Below are 17,601 nucleotides of genomic sequence, written 5' to 3'. Positions count from 1 at the left end.
CTTGTCCGTGATTGCCCGATTTGGGGAACTGTGATCACGTCGATCGTGGCAAGCACGGCCCGGGTGGCTCATCGGGGCCCGCAAGTAGGCCAGTTGTCGTACAGCTGCCGCCAGGTGACAACTAGACGGTTAACTCACCTGGTCAGAGCCTTCATCATGCTCCCCAACGCCCTCCGGTGGTCCCGGTTGTGGCGAGCCTCACCCGAAGTGGCTCTCGGTAACGCGCGACCGCGATTGGACCGTGTGGCGGCGCAGGGTGGTGACATCAAGGCTGCGAAGTCACCGAGTGACAGGTGGCGCGCTTCGTCACAAGGAGCGACGTCCGTACGACGTTCCAGGTCAGCGGCTCGACCTCCGTTGACGTGGTGACAACTCGACCGGAACGCGCTGTGGGTGACAATGAGTTCGTGCATCTGGTGACAGATTGGACAAATCGGACCGAGAGGCTGGCGCGACGCCCTACGTCGTCCGCCGTCATCGGTGACGACTATCACCGCGAGGCACAGCTTCTTCGACGTCTTCAGCTCACCCCGGTTCGGTGCCGTCTACCTGCTGCCCCGGGATCACGACACCTCAGAGGGTCATATTGAGTCGCCTCCCGGGTTTTCACTCCTCTCGTTCGGGAGCACGGCAAGCCGAGAGCGCAGGGTAGAAGCAATGGCGATACGGACAGCCCGCAGTGGCGCCGTCCGCTGGGCGCGAGCCGCCCTCATCGCCCTGTGGGCCGCGCATGCCGTGCTGATTTACCACGAAACTGCCCCAGCTTCCGCCACCACCGCCACGCAGTCCGCCACGCACGGGAGGCCGATGCCAGGCATCTCTATGTCGGCGGGCGCCGCAGCGGACCGTACGGATACCCGGGCCGGGGACCCGCCGCGTACAGCGCCGACGACGGCGCCTGCGCCGCCACCGGCATGCAGCACTGCTCCACGGCGAGCGTCGACACCATCACGCTCACCCTGCCGCCTCAGGTCCACCTCGAGCGCCTTCCGAATGCGCACCAGGCCATCGCCGGCCCGGCGCTCGCCCGGACGATCGGCCGTGCGCCGCCCGATTTGTCGGTTCTCTCTCAATTGCTCCTCTAGGCCGCGCCGAACGGCGCTCGTGTGCCCTCTTCGCGCCGGCCTGAGCCGTGCCGCCTCTGGCGGTACCACGCGTCGACAAGAGGACTCATCCCGTGAACCACATCAACCGCCGCTCCGTTGTGCTCGCCGGACTCGGCGCCGCGGGTGGCGGCGCGCTCACCGCCTGCGGCAGTTCCAGCGGCTCCGGCAAAAGCCCCGGCCTCATCAGCCCCTCCGGCGCCGAGGTCACCCGGGTGGAGAAGAAGCGAACGAGCACCGGCACGGTGCACCGGCTCACTCTCACCGCCGCCTCCGCCATGATCGACCTGGGCGCCGGCAACATCCCCAAGACCTGGGCCTTCAGCGGCCGGACCCCCGGCAAGGAGATCCGTACCTCCGCAGGTGACACGCTTGCCGCCGAGCTGTCCAACCAGCTGCCGAACCAGACCACCACCTCGATCCACTGGCACGGCGTGACGCTGAGCAACGACATGGACGGCGTGCCCCCCGCGACCCAGGCAGCGGTCCGGGCCGGCAGCAACTTCACCTACCGCTTCATGGCCGCCGACCCCGGCACCACCCGCACGTCGGAGTCGAGCTCGACCGCGGCCTGTACGCCCCCCTGATCGTCGAGGACCCGAAGGAGCCGCTGTCGTACGACGACGAATGGGTCGTCGTCCTGGACGACTGGGTCGACGGGGTCACCGGCACCCCGGACGAGGTCTTCGCCGAGCTCAAGCAGGGCATGGGCAGCATGGGCGGGATGAACATGGGCGGTGAATCGGCGTCCCCGTCCGTCTCCTCCTCGTCCGGCGGCACGTCGAAGAAGTTCATGCTCATGGGCGCCACCAGCACCCTGCTCGGCGGCGACGGGACGGCTCCACCGGTCGGCTCACCCTGGTCGTGGACTGCTTCCATATCGTCCAGCTCGCCCAGCGCCACCTCGCCGACCTGCGCCGCCGCCTCACCTGGAGGCACCACGGGCGCCGCGCCGCAAGGGCGACCCCGTCTACACCGTCCGCAACCTCCTGCGCCGCAACAAGGAAGACCTCACCCGCTCGATTCCGTAGTGCCTCGTGGCGCACCGGAGGATTTCCCAGGCGGTGGAGGCGGCGACCTTGATGCCCAGGGCCCCGAGCTCGCCGTGGATGCGCCGGGTACCCCCAGGAGCTGTTCTCGCGGGCCAGGCGGAGGATCAGGGCTCGGATCGAGCGGACGGTGGGGGGCGGCCGCGCCGCCTCGGTACGCAGGTCGCGGTATGCCGCCGTTTGAGCAGGTCGCGGTGCCACCGCATGATTGTGTCGGGGTGTACCAGGAGCAGGAGTTGGCGCAGCTTGTCCATTGGGAGGTGGTGGAGCAGCCCCGCGAGCAGCGCACGGTCGGTGGCGGTGAACACGGGCTCTCCGGTCTGGCGCTGCAGGACCGGCAGCTGGTGCCGCAGCCCGAGGATCTCGATGTCCTTGTCCCGGTCGCTCATCGGCAGCAGCCGTAGGAGTGTGAAGGTGTTGGTCACGGCGAGGTAGGCCAGGCGCAGCAGCACGACGGATCATGATGCCGCCGTGCCGTGTCCAGGGGAGGACAGCGGGGCGAGCAACCGATACGACCAGGGACCAGTCATCAAGGTCCCACCTGGGCGGATGATTTCGGGGGGAAGGGCCGTCTCGTCAGCCAACAGGGCCTCACAGGCAATGATTGAATATGGGCGCACAGGACGCGCAGGACACGGCTAAGAGGCTGCGGGCGATCAGCGACGAGGTGTCGGACCGTTTCTACGAGCGGGCTGACGTGGTGCGGACGCTGGTGGTGACGCTGCTGGCCGGGCAGCACTCATTGGTGCTCGGCCCGCCCGGAACGGCGAAGTCCGAGATGGCCCGGGAGCTCACGGGCAGGGTCGGGGGGGCGGCCTACTGGGAGATCCTCCTGTCGAAGTTCACCGTGCCGACGAGGATGTTCGGTCCCATCGACGTCGCCGCGCTGGCCCGGGGTGAGTACCGCCAGGTCTACGACGGCCGCGCCACGACCGCGCATGTCGCGTTCATCGACGAGATTTTCAAGTGCTCCACGGCGGCTCTGAACGAGACGTTGGGCTACCTCAACGAGCGGATCTACCACCCCGAGAGCGGCGGCGAGCCGATCCGCTGCCCCCTGATCGGGGCCATCACGGCGAGCAACGAACTGCCCAGCGGAGAGGATTCGGCCGCGATCTACGACCGGCTGCTGGTGCGGATCGAGGTCGGGTACCTGGCAGACCCCTTGAACTTCGCCGCGCTGGTCCGCTCCGCCGTCAGCCGCCCGGCGGCACCGACACGGACCACCATCGAGCTGGCCGCGTTGCAGTACGCCGTGACCGAAGCCGTCCCGGCCATGGACGTCCCCGACGTGATCGTGGATGCGGTGTGTACGCTGCGGGCCGCCCTGCGCCGCAAGGAACTCGTCGCCTCTGACCGCCGCTGGCGGCAGGCGGTGGGCCTGCTCCAGGCGTCCGCGTACCTCGACGGCCGCCCGGCGGTCGCCGAGACCGACCTGTCGGTGCTGACTCACGTGCTGTGGGACTCCCCCGCCGAACGCCCGACCGTCGAGCGCGAGGTGCTGCAACTGGTCAACCCCGACGCCAAGGAGGCGCTCGACCTGGCCGACGCCATCGAGGAGCTGGAGGCCCAGCTCGACGCCATGGCCGGGCAGTCCCGCGAGGCGCTGAGCGAGTGGGTCATCAAGAAGGCCCACAACAAGCTCGCCACGGCGGGGAAGCGGCTGGAGAAACTACGCGAGGAGGCGGCGAGCGCCGGCCGCTCCACCGCCGCCATTGACCGAGTCACCGGCCGCCAGCGCGCCGTCCGCGCCCGCGTTCTCACCGAGGCCCTCGGCGTGGACGCGAGCATGGTGCAGGCCCAGCTCTGAACACCGGGGGATCAGGACCATGGGCAAGACACCGAGCAAGCTCAACGAGCTGGCGAGCCGGGCCGGGAAGTGGCTGGGCCTGTCCGCCGCAGCTCCCGAGCGGCACACCACGGCCGTGGTCGCGGACCGGTTCGACCAGATCGCATGGCGCGACACCTACGAGCAGTCGGCCGGACTGCGCGATCTGGCCGAGGAGCTGAACGAGCGCTACGACTACACCACCGACCTCCTGACCGACGCGTTCCTGGGCGCATACAAGGTCAGCCCGCGGTTGCGCGAGCGCGAGGAGATGGACCCCTCCCGGCTGGTCAACCACCAGGTCATCACCTCACTGGTGGAGTCAATGGAGTTCGCCGAGCTGCGCCGGGAGACGGCCGGCGACCCCTACGCCGCCGCCATGGCCGTGCTCGCCCAGGCCGCCGCGCTGCGCCGGATGCTGGAGCGCTCCCGGGATGCCCAGGAACAGGCCGAGCAGGCGAAGAAGGCCCAGCAGGACACCGAAGGCGCGGCGACCGCCGTGGGCGAGGCGCTCCAGCAGGCCGCCGACGGGGCCGACGAGGACGGCACCGTGCCGGCCCCGGCCGCCGACGCCGTACAACAGGCGATCGAGGCCGCCGAGGCCGCCGAGGCCGCTGCACAGCAGGCCGCCCAGGACGCCGCGCAGGCCCTCGTGGCGGCGGCCCCCGGTATCCGTGCCGCCGCGCGGAACGCGGCGGCGAAGGCCGCCGAGGCCGCGCGGGAGGAGGCCGCGCTGATGCGGGCATGGGGAGTCGATTCCGGCGAGCTGGAGCGGATGCCGTTCGGCCGGCGCGCCCGGCTCGCCGAGCGGCTGCGCACCGGCCGTCTCGGACAGTGGGCCGAGCTGATCGGCCGTTTCCGGCAGATGGCCAGCGGTGAGTGCGCCCGCAAGGTGGAGAACGCTGCCGGGGAGCTGGTCGGCGTCACGCTCGGCAATGACCTCTCCCGCGTCATCCCCTCCGAGCTGGCCAACCTCGGCCTGCCTGAGCTGCGTGCGGTGTTCGCCGCGCGCTACGCCGCCGGGGAGCTGATGCTCTATGACAGCCAGGGGGAGCAGACCACCGGCCAGGGCGCCATCATCGCGTGCGTAGACACCTCGCACTCCATGTACGAGGCAGGGCCCGGCGGAGTCACCCGGGAGGCGTGGGCCAAGGCGTGCGCCCTGGCGCTGCTGGATCAGGCCCGCCGCGCCAAGCGTGACTTCGTCGGCATCCTGTTCTCCGCCGCCGACAAGATCCAGGTCTTCCGCTTCCCGGCCGGCCAGCCCGCCGGCATCGCCCACGTGCTCGACTTCGCGGAGACCTTCCTCGGCGGCGGCACCAGCTATCAGAGGCCGCTGACAGCGGCCGGCGAACTGCTGGAGGAGGAGTTCAACGACGCCGCCCGCACGCGCGGCGACATCGTGATGATCACCGACGACGAATGCGGCGTCACCGAGGAATGGATGCGCGGCTGGAACGACGCCAAGCACCTGCTGGGCTTCCGCGTCTTCGGCGTGGCCATCGGCGCCCCGCGCGCCGCCGAAGCCAGCTCGGTCCTGGACGCCCTGTGCGACAACCTCCGCTCCATCGAGGATCTCACCGACGTCCACGCCGCCGCCGACCTCTTCCGCGTGATCTAACCCGGCATCCTCCCCCGTAACCCCGACACGAGAGAGGATCTGTTCCCGCAGCTCAGCGCCAGCAGCAGGGCCAGCAGGTGCTCGTCACCATCGGTCAGAACAGAAGCCCACTCGACCTCGTCACGGCTCGGCGCGAAGAACAGATGCAGCTCATGCGCGGTGATCAGCCGCTTGAACCGCGGATACGCGGTCCTCTCGATCGAGGTCACAACCCTGTGCCGCTCGAAAATACGATTCGGTGCTGTGAGCTGCGGCGATGCCGTTCGGTCAGGTGGCTTGGTGGTACTCGTTGATGAGGCCGCCAAGTATGGGGCGTCGTCGGACCCGTTAGGCGTGGAGGTCTGTGGCGGTTGCCGGGACGGGCAGTTCGGTGCTTGCGGGGGTAGTTGCTGCCGGGACTGGTGAGGGCGGTATTGGTTGTAGTGCCCGACGTATTCGGTGAGCACTGCCTGGGCGTGGGCCTCGTTGTAGATCAGGATCCGGTCGAGGAGCTCGCGGCGAAGGGTGCCCACGATTCTCTCGCCGATGGCGTTCGCTCTTGGTGCCCGGGGTGGGCTGAGGAGCACTTCCACGTCGTCTGCTTCGAAGACGGCGTCGAAGGAACGGGTGTACTTCGTGTCTCGATCCCGGATGAGGAAGCGCAACGAGTCGATGCGACATCCGCGTGGTCCGCTGGGCGGGGGGGGTGGGCGGTGACGCCAGCGAGGTGAACGCGCCGGGTGCGTGCTCGATAAATACCAGGACGTACAGGCGCTTGAGCGAGATGGTGTCGAGGTGCAGGAAATCAGCGGTCGACGCGGTCAACTCGCCAGGCTTGCTGCAGTCGGTCGACGTTCCGCAGTTCCATCAATACTGGCGCAAGGGGTTTATTCCGACTGTCGACTATTCCCTCCCGTCGGCCCGTTTTCCTTTGGCGACGGCTTCTCAGGCGACCGTTGCCGAGGTGTCCCGCACAGTGACGTTTGCATGGCTCTCCTGGAAGCTCTGCTCGGAGACCAGCGTCAGTCGGGCGGAGGACTGGAACTCCCGCAGTGACGTGGAGCCGCAGGAGACCATGGTGGATTTGATCTTTGCGATGGTGACGGCCAGGCCCTCGTTGAGGTCGCCTGCGTACGGGACGTAGCCGTCGACGCCTTCCTCGAAGATCAGTCCCTGGCCGCCCTGGCCGTAGCGCTGCCAGTTGCGGGCACGGTTGGAGCCTTCGCCCCAGTACTCCTTGACGAAGCCGTCCCGGGTGGGGAGCTTCGCGCCGGGTGCCTGGTCGAAGCGGGCGAAGTAGCGGCCCATCATGACGAAGTCGGATCCCATCGCCAGCGCCAGAGCCACGTGGTAATCGTGCACCAGCCCGCCGTCGGAGCAGACAGGCACGTACTCGCCGGTGCGCTCGACGAAGGCCTCCCGGGCTGCGGCGACGTCCAGGACGGCGCTCGCCTGGCCTCGGCCGATGCCCTTCTGGTCGCGGGTGATGCAGATGGAGCCCCCGCCCACGCCGACCTTGACGAAGTCCGCACCGGCCTCGGCGAGGAAGGTGAACGCCTCGCCGTCGACCACGTTCCCGCCGCCGATCGGGATCTCCGGATAGTGCTTCTTCACCCAGGTGAGGGCTTGCGCCTGCCAGTCGCTGTAGCCGTCGGACGAGTCGAAACACAACACGTCCGCACCCGCCTCCGTCAGCGCGGGGACGCGCTCACGGTAGTCGTGGGTGTTGACGCCCGCGCCCACACGCAGGCGCTTGCCGCCGTCCACGACCTGGTTGGGGAAGCGCTTGTTGTCCGCGTAGTCGGACCGGAATACCAGATGCTGCAGGTGCCCGTCGTCGTCCAGTACCGGAAGGCAGTCCAGTCGCTCGTCCCACAGCCGCGCGTTGGCCGCGGAGAGCGTGATGTCGCAATCGGCGTGGGGCAGGTCGGCGATGGCAGTCATCCGGCCGCTGACGGGTCCGTCGAGGTCGTGGCGCTGGGGGTGGAAGTCGCGGGAGGTGACCAGTCCGAGCAGGCGGCCGGCAGCGCTTCCGTCGTGGGTGACGGCAGCGGTGCTGTGGCCGGTGCGGTGCATGACGCTGACCAGGTGGCTCAGGGTGTCGTCGGGGCGGACGTTCGTGTCGCTCGTGACGAACCCGGCCTTGAAGTTCTTCACCTTCCGGACGGCTGCGGCCTGTTCCTCGATCGACTGGTTGTGGTGTACGAAGCTCAGGCCGCCGTTGCGCGCGAGCGCGATCGCGAGCTCCGGGGAGCTAACCGCTTGCATGATCGCCGAAGTGAACGGGGAGTGCAGCTCGATCGCCGACGCGTCGCCCACCCGGTGCCGCACCAGGGGCGTGCGCAGGTCGACGGCCCCAGGAGAGCAATCGGTCCGGGTCCGATTCGGCAGTAGCAGGTACTCGTTGAACGTCCGTGAGACCTCGGCGATGATCCGTGCCACTGATTCCTCCTGTTCCGCCGGCAGGCACCCGTCTGCCCAGCCGTGAAGATCGCCCCCCAGTCCGATGGCTCGGGTCGTCAGGAGCCAGTAACGCCTCCGCGGAGTGCGCGCCCGCTGAGGCACGCGCTCTGACCAGCTCCTTGGTCGAACGAGGTGCGGTAGTGACCCTGAACCCTATCGACTGCCCAGCCTGTGCACGAATCTTGGTCGTATCATCGGCACCCTTCACGGTGCGTTCTTCCTCGTCTGAGGCCCGAACGGCGAGCTCGGCCCAGTCCCGCCTGGCGTAGGTGACCCAGCGGACCACGGTGTTGCGGTGCATGCCCAGGAGGTCGGCGAGGATGGCCGCCGGGAGGCCGGCGGCGAGCGCGGCCAGGGCCGGCCTTGCGGGGTGGCACGGACGGTGATGCCGTGGCGGCTGAGCTTGTGGGGCATCGCGGCAGTCGCCATCGGCCGTCCGGGAACCATCCCGGGAAGAGTAGCTGCGGTCCTTGGCGGACCTGGGCGAGCAACGGCCTGGGCTGGGGCGTCTCGGCGAGGCGCCGCAGGAGGTCGGCCGGTCGTGGAGGCAGCAGGACTGGGTGCCGGCCCGCCTACCACCGGTCCAGTGCGCGAGACAGACTCTGGACACCGGCTGACCGGCTCGGCAAGGTGGAAACCCGCACGTCCGGTGCGCGGAACGCCGTCCACGACCGCCAGCCATGCCGACCAGAGGAACCATCTGATGAGCGCTCAACCCCTGCCGGCCGGCACTCCGGCGGCCGAAGGCGTCGATGCACACGGCGTCCACGCCTTCCTCGACGCCCTGAACGCCGCGCCGCACATCGAACCGCACAGCCTGATAATCGTGCGCCACGACCGCCTCGTCGCGGCCGGCTGGTGGGCGCCGTACACCCCGGACCGCGTGCACCTGCTCTACTCCCTCAGCAAGAGTTTCACCTCGACGGCCGCAGGTCTGGCCGCCGCCGAGGGACTGCTGCGCCTGGACGACCCGGTGATCTCGTACTTCCCGGAGTTCGAAGCCGAGATAACCGACCCGCGCAGCCGCGCCATGCTGGTCCGGCACATCGCGTCCATGGCCAGCGGGCACCTCACCGACATGGCCGACCGGGCGTTCGCCCTCGACCCGGACGAACCGGTCCGCGGCTTCCTGCTGCTGCCCCCGGACCGCGACCCGGGCACGGTCTTCGCGTACAACCAGCCCTGCACGTATACCCTCGCCGCCATCGTCCAGCGGGTGACCGGCCAGTCGCTGACGGAGTATCTGCGGCCCCGGGTGTTCGACCCGCTGGGCATCGGCGAGACAGCCTGGCTGCAGCACCCGGCCGGCCGTGACATCGGCTACAGCGGGCTGCACGCCACCACGGACGCGATCGCCCGTCTCGGAATGCTCTACCTGCGCGGCGGCGTATGGCAGGGCGAGCGGCTACTGCCCGCCTCGTGGGTGGCCGAGGCGACCCGCCCGCACATCTCGAACGCGGACGGCACCGCCGAGGGGGCGGCCTCGGACTGGCAGCAGGGGTACGGGTTCCAGTTCTGGAAGTCCCGGCACGGGTATCGGGGCGACGGCGCATACGGCCAGTTCTGCCTGGTGCTCCCCGAATACGACGCGGTGGTCGCGATGACCGCGGCGACCGAGCAGATGCAGGCCGTACTCGACCTGGCCTGGGAGCACCTGCTGCCCGCGTTCGGCCCCGGACCGCTGGCGGGCCGGGAGGACGAGGACGCGGCGCTGCGGGAGCAACTGTCCCGGCTCGCGTTGCCGCCGCTCACGGCGAAGTCGGCGCCGCTGGCGGACGCCGCCGCGTGGTCGGCGACGGAGTTCGCGCCGGAGGGCGGTACGTGCGCGGACCAGCCGTCGCTGACCGGGGTCGCGGTCGCCGCGGACGGGGACGGGGACGGCTGGGTCCTGTCGCTGGCCGAGGGCGAGTCACGGCTGGACCTGCGGTTCGACGGCACGAGATGGACGGTCGACGCGGACCCGGACGGGCTGGTGCCGGCCGCGGTGAGTGCGGGCTGGACGGACGCGGACACGCTGGTCGCCGACGTGTCGTTCCTGGAGACGCCGCACCAGCTGGCCGTGACGTGCTCGCTCGCCGCCGGTACATTCACCGCTCGGTGGCGCACGGCGCCGCTGGGCCCTTGGCCGCTGCGGGAGTTGCGCGCGCCGCGGGGGTGAGTCGGGGCCGCCGGTCTACGGACCCGTGTCCCCGGTCGTCCCGCCGCCCGGCGGAGGTCGCGGTCTACTCGGTCTCGCTCCGGCGCAGCTCCGCCAGCAGGTCCTGCCGCCCGGAGAGCAGCTGGGACAGGATGCGCCGGGCCGCCCGCAGCAGTTCGGCCCGTCTCCGCCGGCTGGCTCCGTACTTCGTGGGTACTTCGTTCAGGTCTCCGGCCGGCGGGGATGTGTGGGTTCCAGGCCGAGGAGGTCGAGGAGGTGGAGCTGGATGCCGCGGGTGATGGCGATGACGGGTGGGTCGGTGGCGCTGCCGACGCGTAGGCGCATACGGCACAACGTCTTGCAGCAGTACTGATTCCGCGGAGGTCTTCACGATCAACGCCACGCTGTAACACCCGCGGCGCGGCTGTTCGTCGCGGGCCGCGGGAACCGCCCTGGGACTCCGCTGCTGACGGACCAGTTGCGTCGTGAACCTGAGAACCGCCCCCGGTCACTTTCCGCGACCGGGTCACCGACATGCTGCGCCTGGTCCCTGAACTCCCCGATGCCGTCTCCTACGGTGGCGGCCGGTTGCTCGGGGTCCATCTCGACGGACTTGGGGACCGGGTCGCGCAGACGGAGCAGGGCCGGCGCGGACTCCTGGCGCCGGCCCGGTATGACGTAGGCGAGCTCACCAGTACCGGGGGCCGTGCAGCAGTGTCGTACGAGACCGAGGCAGGGCCCATTTCCCTGTTCGGAGGGGAACAACCGGCCCGCGTCAATCCAGGTCCTGTGCGATAAGGGGCGGAGTCAGTCGCTGTCCTCTCCGGCCGCAAAACGGCGAGCCTCGCCGGCCCGCGTAGCGTTCCTTGCGGTTGCTGGCCCTATCCATTTCCCCCCGCTCCTTCTTGGCAGCGCGCCCATTGGGTCCCGAACAGCAGGTGGCGCCGAACTCGGGGTGTTCCCACCGGCAGCGTGTGTCCGTGTCCTCCCGCGTCGGGTTCGGCGGCAGATCGCACGCGGACGGCAGTTAGGGCACGATCCACGGGAGTGGAGAACCTTTTATGGTATCGGCAAGCTTCGGCCGTACGCAAGAACGCCACAACGGACGCAGCTGACATGCTCGATCACGCTGATGAGGACACCGGCCAAAGATCCCAAAGAGGAGGATCGGAAGCGATCACCTACAGGAAGGCGCGGGTGGCGAGGTGGAGGTAGATGACTTCCAGGAGTTGGGCGTCGACGTCTTGGTAGGGGCCGGCGCCGAGGCACGCCACCGCCCCGGACAGCGCCCACGGCCTGCTGCGGAGGACGATCCCTTCGCGCCCCACGGGCACTGCGGGACTCTGTCGCCCGATCCGCGGTGAGGGCCGATTCGATCAGCCTCACCAGCACGTTCACCGTTAGCCGCCGGTCGGTTTCGGCAGGTCTGCCGAATCGGGCGACAGAGTCCTGCGGGTGCCGATAAATCATCCGGCCAGGTCAGGAGCTTGATCGTCGATGACATGGTCCTCTGCTGCCGCACAGTTCGTGCCCGTGTTGTTCACGTGGCACGCCGGCAGGCGCATCCGACCGCAGCTTGGGTGGTGCAGTTGGGGCGCAATCTCGCCATGGACCTGGCGGACGCGGGCGCACGGACAGCCGGGGCACGCCGGGCGCACCGAGAGGGCAACCGGATGGTTCCCACGGCCGGTTGCCACCCCGGTGGATGATCGCGACTTCGTTATATACACCTCTGGTCCGCGCGTTCGAATCAAGCCATGCTGGTACCCGGCAAGGCCCATGATCCTCAAACCTCAGGGAGCCCCGCTTTTCCTGTGGATACACGGACCTTGCGAGGGCTCCCGGGCACAGATCCCGGAAGCCGCACCCCTCGGCGCCACTCGCTGTGCCGCCGCATTCCCGGGACCTCGGCCAGGCAGGACGTGGTCCGCGTTATGAGGAGCAACACACCTATGCAAGTCCTGATATTCGTTGTGGTCATCGTGGTCCTGCTGCTCCTGGTGGCCCTCACCAAGGGCATAAGGGTCGTCAAGCAGTATGAGCTGGGAGTGCTCTTCCGGTTCGGACGACTGGTCGGAACGCGTTCCCCGGGGCTGCGGTTCATCATCCCGCTCGTCGATGTCCTGCGGCAGGTGTCGCTGCGGATCGTCACGATGCCGATCCAGTCGCAGGGCATCATCACCCGCGACAACGTCAGTGTCGATGTGTCCGCGGTCGCCTACTTCCGCGTGGTGGACGCGGTGAAGTCGGTCATCGCGATCGAGAACGTCCACGCCGCTATCAACCAGATCGCCCAGACGACCCTGCGCAAGGTCGTGGGCCAGCACACGCTCGACGAGACGCTGTCGGAGACGGACCGGATCAACCTCGGCATCCGCGAGATCCTCGATGTGGCGACCGCCGAATGGGGTGTCCAGGTCACCCTGGTCGAGCTGAAGGACATTCAACTGCCCGACAGCATGAAGCGCGCGATGGCCCGCCAGGCCGAGGCCGAACGTGAGAAGCGCGCCAAGATCATCAGCGCTGAGGGGGAGTCGCTCGCCGCCGCGGCGCTCGGCGAAGCCTCGGACATCATGATGGAGCACCCGCTGGCACTCCAGCTCCGCAACCTGCAGAGCCTGGTGGAGATCGGCGTGGACAAGAACACCACCGTGGTCTTCCCCGCCCCCCTGATGAGCACCATCGGCGAACTCGGCTCCTTCCTCGCCCGGGAAACGGCAGCGGCCGCGCCCACAGCACCGTCCGATACCCCCAAGGCGGTCCCCGGCCCCGAGCCGACCGAGACCGTGTAACCAGTACGCTCCGCCGGAGACCGGCCGTAGGCTCGGGGCCGGCAAGGGAGGTTCTCCCAGCGCCGGAGCGCGCCCGCCGCGAAGGCGCTCACCTGGCTGGTGAGCGCCTTCGACTCGCGCTCAAACCGGCCGGCCAGATCCGTCGGCGTGTCGAGCAATCGACCCCGAAGTGCATGCTGCCCATGCCCTGTTACCCCCGTCGTCCGGCCGAGAACGGACGGCAGCCTCTCAGAGCTGTCCTGCTGCGCCGAGACACCCCCAAAGACGCCGAGTTGTTAATGCTGAGGCATGAGAACACAGTCCTGCGCCGTCAGTTCAAGGGCCCGGTCCGTTACGAGCCAGCCGACCGGCTCTGGCTCTCCGTGCTTGTCCCGCGTGAACATCAACCTGATGCCAGACGGCCGCAGAAGGGAACCCCTCCGCGCCTGTCCCGCTCGAATATACGATTCGCGGCTGTGGTCTGCACGTTTGCTGATCCTGGCGACACGGCCCGGACTGGCCTGCGACGATCTGCGGATGTCGCTGTCGGTCGTCGCCGCGCTCGTCCGGAATCTGATCACAGTGCCCGCTGCTGTACTGCGCAGCCGCGCGGCCAAAGATGCGGAAATCCTCGCACTACGGCATGAGAACGCGGTGCTGCGCCGTCAGATCTCCCGGGTCCGCTACGAGCCGGCCGACCGGGTCTGGCTCGCCGCACTCTCCCGGCTGATCCCGCGCGAGCGCCGGCGCCAGGCCTTCGCGGTCATCCCCACCACACTCCTGGCCTGACACCGTCAACTCCTCGCCCGCAAGTTGTGCGGCGCGCTGCCTGTCAGGGCTCGTCGAGGTCGTGTTGCCAGTCCCAGCCGGCGTCTTCGAGTGCGATCAGGGTGGCGAACCGGCCGCCGGAGGCGAGTAGCTCGCCGGGCGTGCCTTGCTCGACGATGCGGCCGCCGGCCATGACCACGACGCGGTCCGCATCTCTCGCTGTGGCCAGCCGGTGGGCGACGGTGAGCACGGCGGTTCCGGCCGCCGTGACGTGCTCGTGCAGGGCGGCTCGGAATGCGGCGTCGCTGGCGCCGTCGATGACTGCGGTGGCTTCGTCCAGCAGAAGGGCGGCAGGGGCGGTGACCAGGGCCCGTGCGAGCGCGAGCAGTTGGCGTTGCCCTGCTGAGAGCTGCACCCCGGTGCCCCGGCCGGAGACGGACAGAACGGTGTCATAGCCCTCTGGCAGGGTGCGGATGAACCGGTCGGCACCGGCGAGGGTGGCCGCTTGGCGTGCCCGCTCCGCCGTGATGGTCTGGTCGCCGAGGGTCAGGTTGTCCTGCACGGTGCCGCTGAACAGCTGCACCGTCTGCGGGACGAATCCGAGCGTCGCCCGGCGCGCCGCGTCGTCGAGGGTGCGGGGGTCGCACCCGGCAACGTGGACGTGTCCCGCCCATGGCGTGTACAGGCCGGCGAGGAGGGCGAGCAGGCTCGTCTTGCCGGCGCCGGTCCTGCCGACCACCACGACGTGCTCTCCGGGATGCACCGCGACGCTGACCTCGTGCAGCACCGGTGCGCCCGGCGTGTAGCCGAAGGTTATCCGGTCCACTTCAAGCGCCGGCCCGTCGGCTGGAGAGCCGTGGTGGTCAAGGCGGTCCTTACCCTGCTTGGAGATCGCCTGCTTGGAGATCGCCGGTGCGGGTCCGGCATGGACGTCGACGGGCAACGCGAGGACGGAGAACACGCGCTCGGCGCCGGCCAGCGCCGCCTGCACGGACTGCCATTCGTCGCCGAGGTTGATGAGCGGGGTGATGAACTGGGCGAACAGCAAGATGAAGGCGGTCAGTGTGCCCAGCGACACCCCGATCGTGTCGAAGGCGTTGCGGCTGCTCAGCCACACCAGCAGCGCGGTCGCGAAGGCGGAGAGCAGGCCGAGGCCGGGGGCGTAGAAGGCGTTGTAGAACGTGGACTTGTTCGTCGCACGTAGCCAGTCGGTCAGCGCCAGGCGGAATCGATTGGTGAACGTCGTCTGCCGGCCGAACGCCCGGATGACCTCCGCACCGGACAGATCCTCCTGCAGATGGGTGTTGAGCAGCCCGATCGCACGCCGTGTGTCACGTTCGGCGTCGCGGATCCGCCGCCGCAGATAGCCGGTAAGCAGTGCCACCGGTGGCATGAACACAGCGGCCACGACGGTGAGCGCCGGGCTGAGGACGAGCATGGTGACGGTGACGGTGACCAGCTGCACGGTCTGCCCGAGCAGAGTGGCGACGGAAGAGGAGAACAGCGCGTCTATGGCCTCGACATCGGCGGTGCACCGGCTGATGGAGTCCCCAACCGCGGTCCGGTCGTGGTAGCCGGTCGGCAGATGCAGCAGGTGGGAGAAGAGCCGGGTGCGCAGACCGGCGAGACTGCGCTGGGCAACGGTCGCGGCGAGGTAGCCGTATGCGGCCGTCAGCATGGCCACGGCGGCGCTCACCGCGAGGTACAGCAGCGCGGCCGGGGCCAGTCCTGCGGTGCGGTGCGCGGTCAGGTTGTGGTCGACCACGTGCCGCACGATCAGCGACGGGAGCAGTCCGAGCACCGCGGCGCCCAGCACCGCGGCGGCGATGAGGAGCAGCCGGGCCGACCACGGTCGTGCCAGCTGAAGAAGCTGGGCACCCACAGCCGGGCTCGGTTCCGGCTGGAGCCCAGCCCCTTCTTTGGTGTGGGTGTCGGTGATGCTCATGGCCGCACCACCGCCGCGGTGGCGTGGCCGCGCCGCTGGGCCCGGAAGATGCGGGCGTACAGCCCGCCAGCGGTCAGCAACTCCTGATGTGCACCGCGCTCGTGGATGCGGCCGTGGTCGAGGACGATGACCTCGTCGGCCTGTGCGAACGCGGCGAGGCGGGTCGAGCACAGCAGGACGGTGGCTTGGCATTCCGGCGGGGCAGCGGGGCCTACCGCTTCGCGCAGCGCGGCGATGATGCGGGCTTCGGTGTCGGCGTCGACCGCGGAGAACGGGTCGTCGAGCACCAGCAGCCGTGGGCTGGTGGCGGGCGCGGCCAGGGCCCGGGCCAGGGCGATGCGTTGCCGTTGGCCGCCGGAGACGCGCACGCCGAGTTCACCGATGCCGGTGGCCGTCCCGTCGGCCATGCCGGCCACGTCGGTGTCGAGGTCGGCCACCCGCAGCGCCTTCGCCAGGCGCCCGGATGGGATCGTGCCGGCGGTGGTTCCGGGTTCCGGATGGGTGAGCGTTACGTTGTCGGCGACGCTGCCGGAGAACACCGGATGTCCCTGCGGCAGGTATCCCACGCTGTCCCGCTCGGCCGGCGTCCAGGTGTGCGGGTCGGCCCCGTCGATACGGACCCGTCCGCTCTGGACCGGGTACAGGCCAAGTACCGCCCTGGCCAGCGCGGTCTTTCCGGAGCCGACCGGGCCGGTCACCGCGACCAGCGCACCGGGAGCCACCCTCAAGCTCACCCCGTTCAGCGCGGAATGCGCCGCACCGGGGTAGACGAACAGCACATCGTCCAGGACGATGCCCACCGGCCCTCGCCGGGGCGTCACCGCCTCGTGGCGCGGCCGGACGCCCCCTCCCGCGACTCGGTCCGAGCGCCACGAGGCGCGCGGCGGTTCGTCGCCCAAGGGGGGCGGTGGGGCGAGTAGCGGTGCGAGGCGGGTGAAGGCCGCAGCAGCGGCCTGGACCCGGTTGACCATCTGCGGGATGCGGAAGGCCCGTGCTGTGAACCGGGTGAAAAGCCCGAGAAAAGCCACGAGGTCACCGACACTCAGCGCGCCGGTGGCGACCTTCGTCCCGCCCAGCCAGATCACGGCAAGGACCCCGGCGGTGGTCAGCGTGCCGTAGACCGGGGCCAGCGCCGAGTCCAAGCGGGTCGCCGCCAGTTCCGCGTCGGCCTGCGCGTCGGCCAGCAGATTCAGCCGCCGGGCAAACGCCGCGCGCCGCCCGGACGCCCGCAGGACCCGCAGCCCGACCAGGCCTTCCTGTACGAACGTGGTCAACGCGGCATTGGCCTCGCGGGCGCGCAGCGTGCGCCGGGACACCCATATCCCGGCGACCTTGGCCAAGGTCAGCGCGATGGGCACCGGCGCCAGCGCCAGCGCGCCAAGGGCCGGGTCGTAGGCAAGCATGGCCACGATCAGTGCCACGGAGAACAGCACCGTGTCCCAGGTCTCCACGATCAGCTCATTCACGCCGGTGCCCAGCACCTCGACGTCTCCGATGATGCGGGCCATGACTTCACCGACCGACGTGGTGTGCAGCCGGTCTGCAGGCCAGGAAAGGACCCCGCGCAAGGCATCGGCGCGCACGTTCGCGTAGATGCGGGCCCGGGCCACGCCGAGCCACCAGCGTTTGCCGACCCGGGGCAGCTCGGTCGCGGCGGTACCCATGATGAGCAGCAGCGCGGCCCGGGTCACGGCCCCGCCGGTGGCCTGCCCGCGGTGGAAGGCGAGCACGGCATCGACGGCATGGCCCAGCAGCACGGACGGCAGCACGACGGCGATGTTCATCGCGATGCCCGCCAGCGAGCCGATCACGAACAACCCGGCGACCTGACGGAAGTACGGCCGCATCCGGCGCAGGAAACCTTCACCGGGTAGTCGGCCCTGTTTCCGGTCTCGCGAGGAGGCTGACAAGTCCCTGGTGGTCATGAACGGCTCTGT

General features: G+C 69.4%; 12 protein-coding genes and 3 pseudogenes. 6 read left to right on the top strand and 9 right to left on the bottom strand.

Translation table 11 applies throughout. The features are described from left to right. Positions 1 to 820: 820 nt before the first annotated feature. Positions 821 to 949, bottom strand: a complete 129-nt coding sequence (locus FCI23_RS62375; RefSeq protein WP_265737752.1) for a hypothetical protein — start codon at positions 947 to 949, stop codon at positions 821 to 823. Between the two features lie 228 nt (positions 950 to 1,177). On the opposite strand from FCI23_RS62375, the pseudogene FCI23_RS17635 reads away from it, so the two are divergent. Next, positions 1,178 to 1,935, top strand: a pseudogene (locus FCI23_RS17635) (multicopper oxidase domain-containing protein); the annotation flags it as partial. Positions 1,936 to 2,148: 213 nt separating this feature from the next. Here FCI23_RS17635 and FCI23_RS17625 read toward each other — a convergent pair. Beyond that, positions 2,149 to 2,604 (bottom strand): annotated as a pseudogene (locus FCI23_RS17625) (integrase); the annotation flags it as partial. A 158-nt stretch (positions 2,605 to 2,762) separates the two neighbouring features. On the opposite strand from FCI23_RS17625, the gene FCI23_RS17620 reads away from it, so the two are divergent. Continuing rightward, positions 2,763 to 3,962 (top strand): AAA family ATPase, encoded by a 1,200-nt coding sequence (locus FCI23_RS17620; protein WP_136724857.1) that lies wholly within the window; start codon positions 2,763 to 2,765, stop codon positions 3,960 to 3,962. Positions 3,963 to 3,981: 19 nt separating this feature from the next. Then, the gene (locus tag FCI23_RS17615) at positions 3,982 to 5,601 is read left to right on the top strand and encodes a VWA domain-containing protein (protein WP_136724856.1); all 1,620 of its coding nucleotides are present in this window, start codon (positions 3,982 to 3,984) and stop codon (positions 5,599 to 5,601) included. Here the strand turns inward: FCI23_RS17615 and FCI23_RS59715 are convergent. Further along, the gene (locus FCI23_RS59715) at positions 5,598 to 6,173 is read right to left on the bottom strand and encodes a transposase (RefSeq protein ID WP_246143783.1); all 576 of its coding nucleotides are present in this window, start codon (positions 6,171 to 6,173) and stop codon (positions 5,598 to 5,600) included. The genes FCI23_RS17615 and FCI23_RS59715 overlap by 4 nt on opposite strands. A 352-nt stretch (positions 6,174 to 6,525) precedes the next feature. Then, positions 6,526 to 8,022: an IMP dehydrogenase gene (locus tag FCI23_RS17600; RefSeq protein WP_136724854.1), complete on the bottom strand. Its 1,497-nt coding sequence runs from the start codon at positions 8,020 to 8,022 to the stop codon at positions 6,526 to 6,528. Between the two features lie 724 nt (positions 8,023 to 8,746). Between FCI23_RS17600 and FCI23_RS17595 the strand changes: the two genes are divergently transcribed. Beyond that, positions 8,747 to 10,201: a serine hydrolase domain-containing protein gene (locus FCI23_RS17595; protein WP_136724853.1), complete on the top strand. Its 1,455-nt coding sequence runs from the start codon at positions 8,747 to 8,749 to the stop codon at positions 10,199 to 10,201. Between the two features lie 64 nt (positions 10,202 to 10,265). Here FCI23_RS17595 and FCI23_RS59710 read toward each other — a convergent pair. From FCI23_RS59710 to FCI23_RS56420, 3 genes and pseudogenes are all read right to left on the bottom strand, one after another. Then, positions 10,266 to 10,361: pseudogene (locus FCI23_RS59710) on the bottom strand (transcriptional regulator); the annotation flags it as partial. Between the two features lie 41 nt (positions 10,362 to 10,402). Then, on the bottom strand, positions 10,403 to 10,525 hold the full coding sequence (locus FCI23_RS62370) for a hypothetical protein (protein WP_265737751.1): 123 nt from the start codon (positions 10,523 to 10,525) through the stop codon (positions 10,403 to 10,405). An 836-nt stretch (positions 10,526 to 11,361) separates the two neighbouring features. Further along, positions 11,362 to 11,514 carry a hypothetical protein gene (locus tag FCI23_RS56420; RefSeq protein WP_169316826.1) on the bottom strand — a complete coding sequence of 51 codons (153 nt, stop codon included), beginning with the start codon at positions 11,512 to 11,514 and terminating at the stop codon, positions 11,362 to 11,364. Positions 11,515 to 12,132: 618 nt separating this feature from the next. Between FCI23_RS56420 and FCI23_RS17580 the strand changes: the two genes are divergently transcribed. Together FCI23_RS17580 and FCI23_RS59700 are read left to right on the top strand one after the other, a co-directional pair. Continuing rightward, a complete protein-coding gene (locus FCI23_RS17580; protein WP_136724852.1) occupies positions 12,133 to 12,972 on the top strand; it encodes a slipin family protein in 840 nt (279 codons plus the stop codon). Positions 12,973 to 13,488: 516 nt separating this feature from the next. Beyond that, positions 13,489 to 13,740 carry a hypothetical protein gene (locus FCI23_RS59700; RefSeq protein ID WP_246143805.1) on the top strand — a complete coding sequence of 84 codons (252 nt, stop codon included), beginning with the start codon at positions 13,489 to 13,491 and terminating at the stop codon, positions 13,738 to 13,740. 43 nt (positions 13,741 to 13,783) lie between these two features. On the opposite strand, the gene FCI23_RS17565 is transcribed toward FCI23_RS59700, so the two are convergent. Next, entirely contained in the window at positions 13,784 to 15,664 is a 1,881-nt protein-coding gene (locus FCI23_RS17565) for an ABC transporter ATP-binding protein (protein WP_136724851.1), read from the bottom strand. Beyond that, positions 15,661 to 17,589 (bottom strand): ABC transporter ATP-binding protein, encoded by a 1,929-nt coding sequence (locus FCI23_RS17560; protein ID WP_211265368.1) that lies wholly within the window; start codon positions 17,587 to 17,589, stop codon positions 15,661 to 15,663. Before FCI23_RS17560 ends, FCI23_RS17565 begins: the two co-directional genes overlap by 4 nt. Positions 17,590 to 17,601: the final 12 nt, after the last annotated feature.

Source organism: Actinacidiphila oryziradicis, from assembly GCF_005047355.1.
Classification (GTDB): Bacteria; Actinomycetota; Actinomycetes; order Streptomycetales; family Streptomycetaceae; genus Actinacidiphila; species Actinacidiphila oryziradicis.
The sequence above is the reverse complement of the archived record's forward strand: the minus strand, read 5'-3'. Positions and strand labels throughout refer to the sequence as shown.

Bases quoted from the DNA above. Each gene is read 5' to 3' on its own strand.
- FCI23_RS59700 (WP_246143805.1), top strand. From the start codon at position 13,489: ATGTCGCTGTCGGTCGTCGCCGCGCTCGTCCGGAATCTGATCACAGTG.
- FCI23_RS17620 (WP_136724857.1), top strand. From the start codon at position 2,763: ATGGGCGCACAGGACGCGCAGGACACGGCTAAGAGGCTGCGGGCGATC.
- FCI23_RS17560 (WP_211265368.1), bottom strand. From the start codon at position 17,589: ATGACCACCAGGGACTTGTCAGCCTCCTCGCGAGACCGGAAACAGGGC.
- FCI23_RS62370 (WP_265737751.1), bottom strand. From the start codon at position 10,525: ATGCGCCTACGCGTCGGCAGCGCCACCGACCCACCCGTCATCGCCATC.
- FCI23_RS62375 (WP_265737752.1), bottom strand. From the start codon at position 949: ATGGTGTCGACGCTCGCCGTGGAGCAGTGCTGCATGCCGGTGGCGGCG.
- FCI23_RS17615 (WP_136724856.1), top strand. From the start codon at position 3,982: ATGGGCAAGACACCGAGCAAGCTCAACGAGCTGGCGAGCCGGGCCGGG.
- FCI23_RS17595 (WP_136724853.1), top strand. From the start codon at position 8,747: ATGAGCGCTCAACCCCTGCCGGCCGGCACTCCGGCGGCCGAAGGCGTC.
- FCI23_RS17565 (WP_136724851.1), bottom strand. From the start codon at position 15,664: ATGAGCATCACCGACACCCACACCAAAGAAGGGGCTGGGCTCCAGCCG.
- FCI23_RS17580 (WP_136724852.1), top strand. From the start codon at position 12,133: ATGCAAGTCCTGATATTCGTTGTGGTCATCGTGGTCCTGCTGCTCCTG.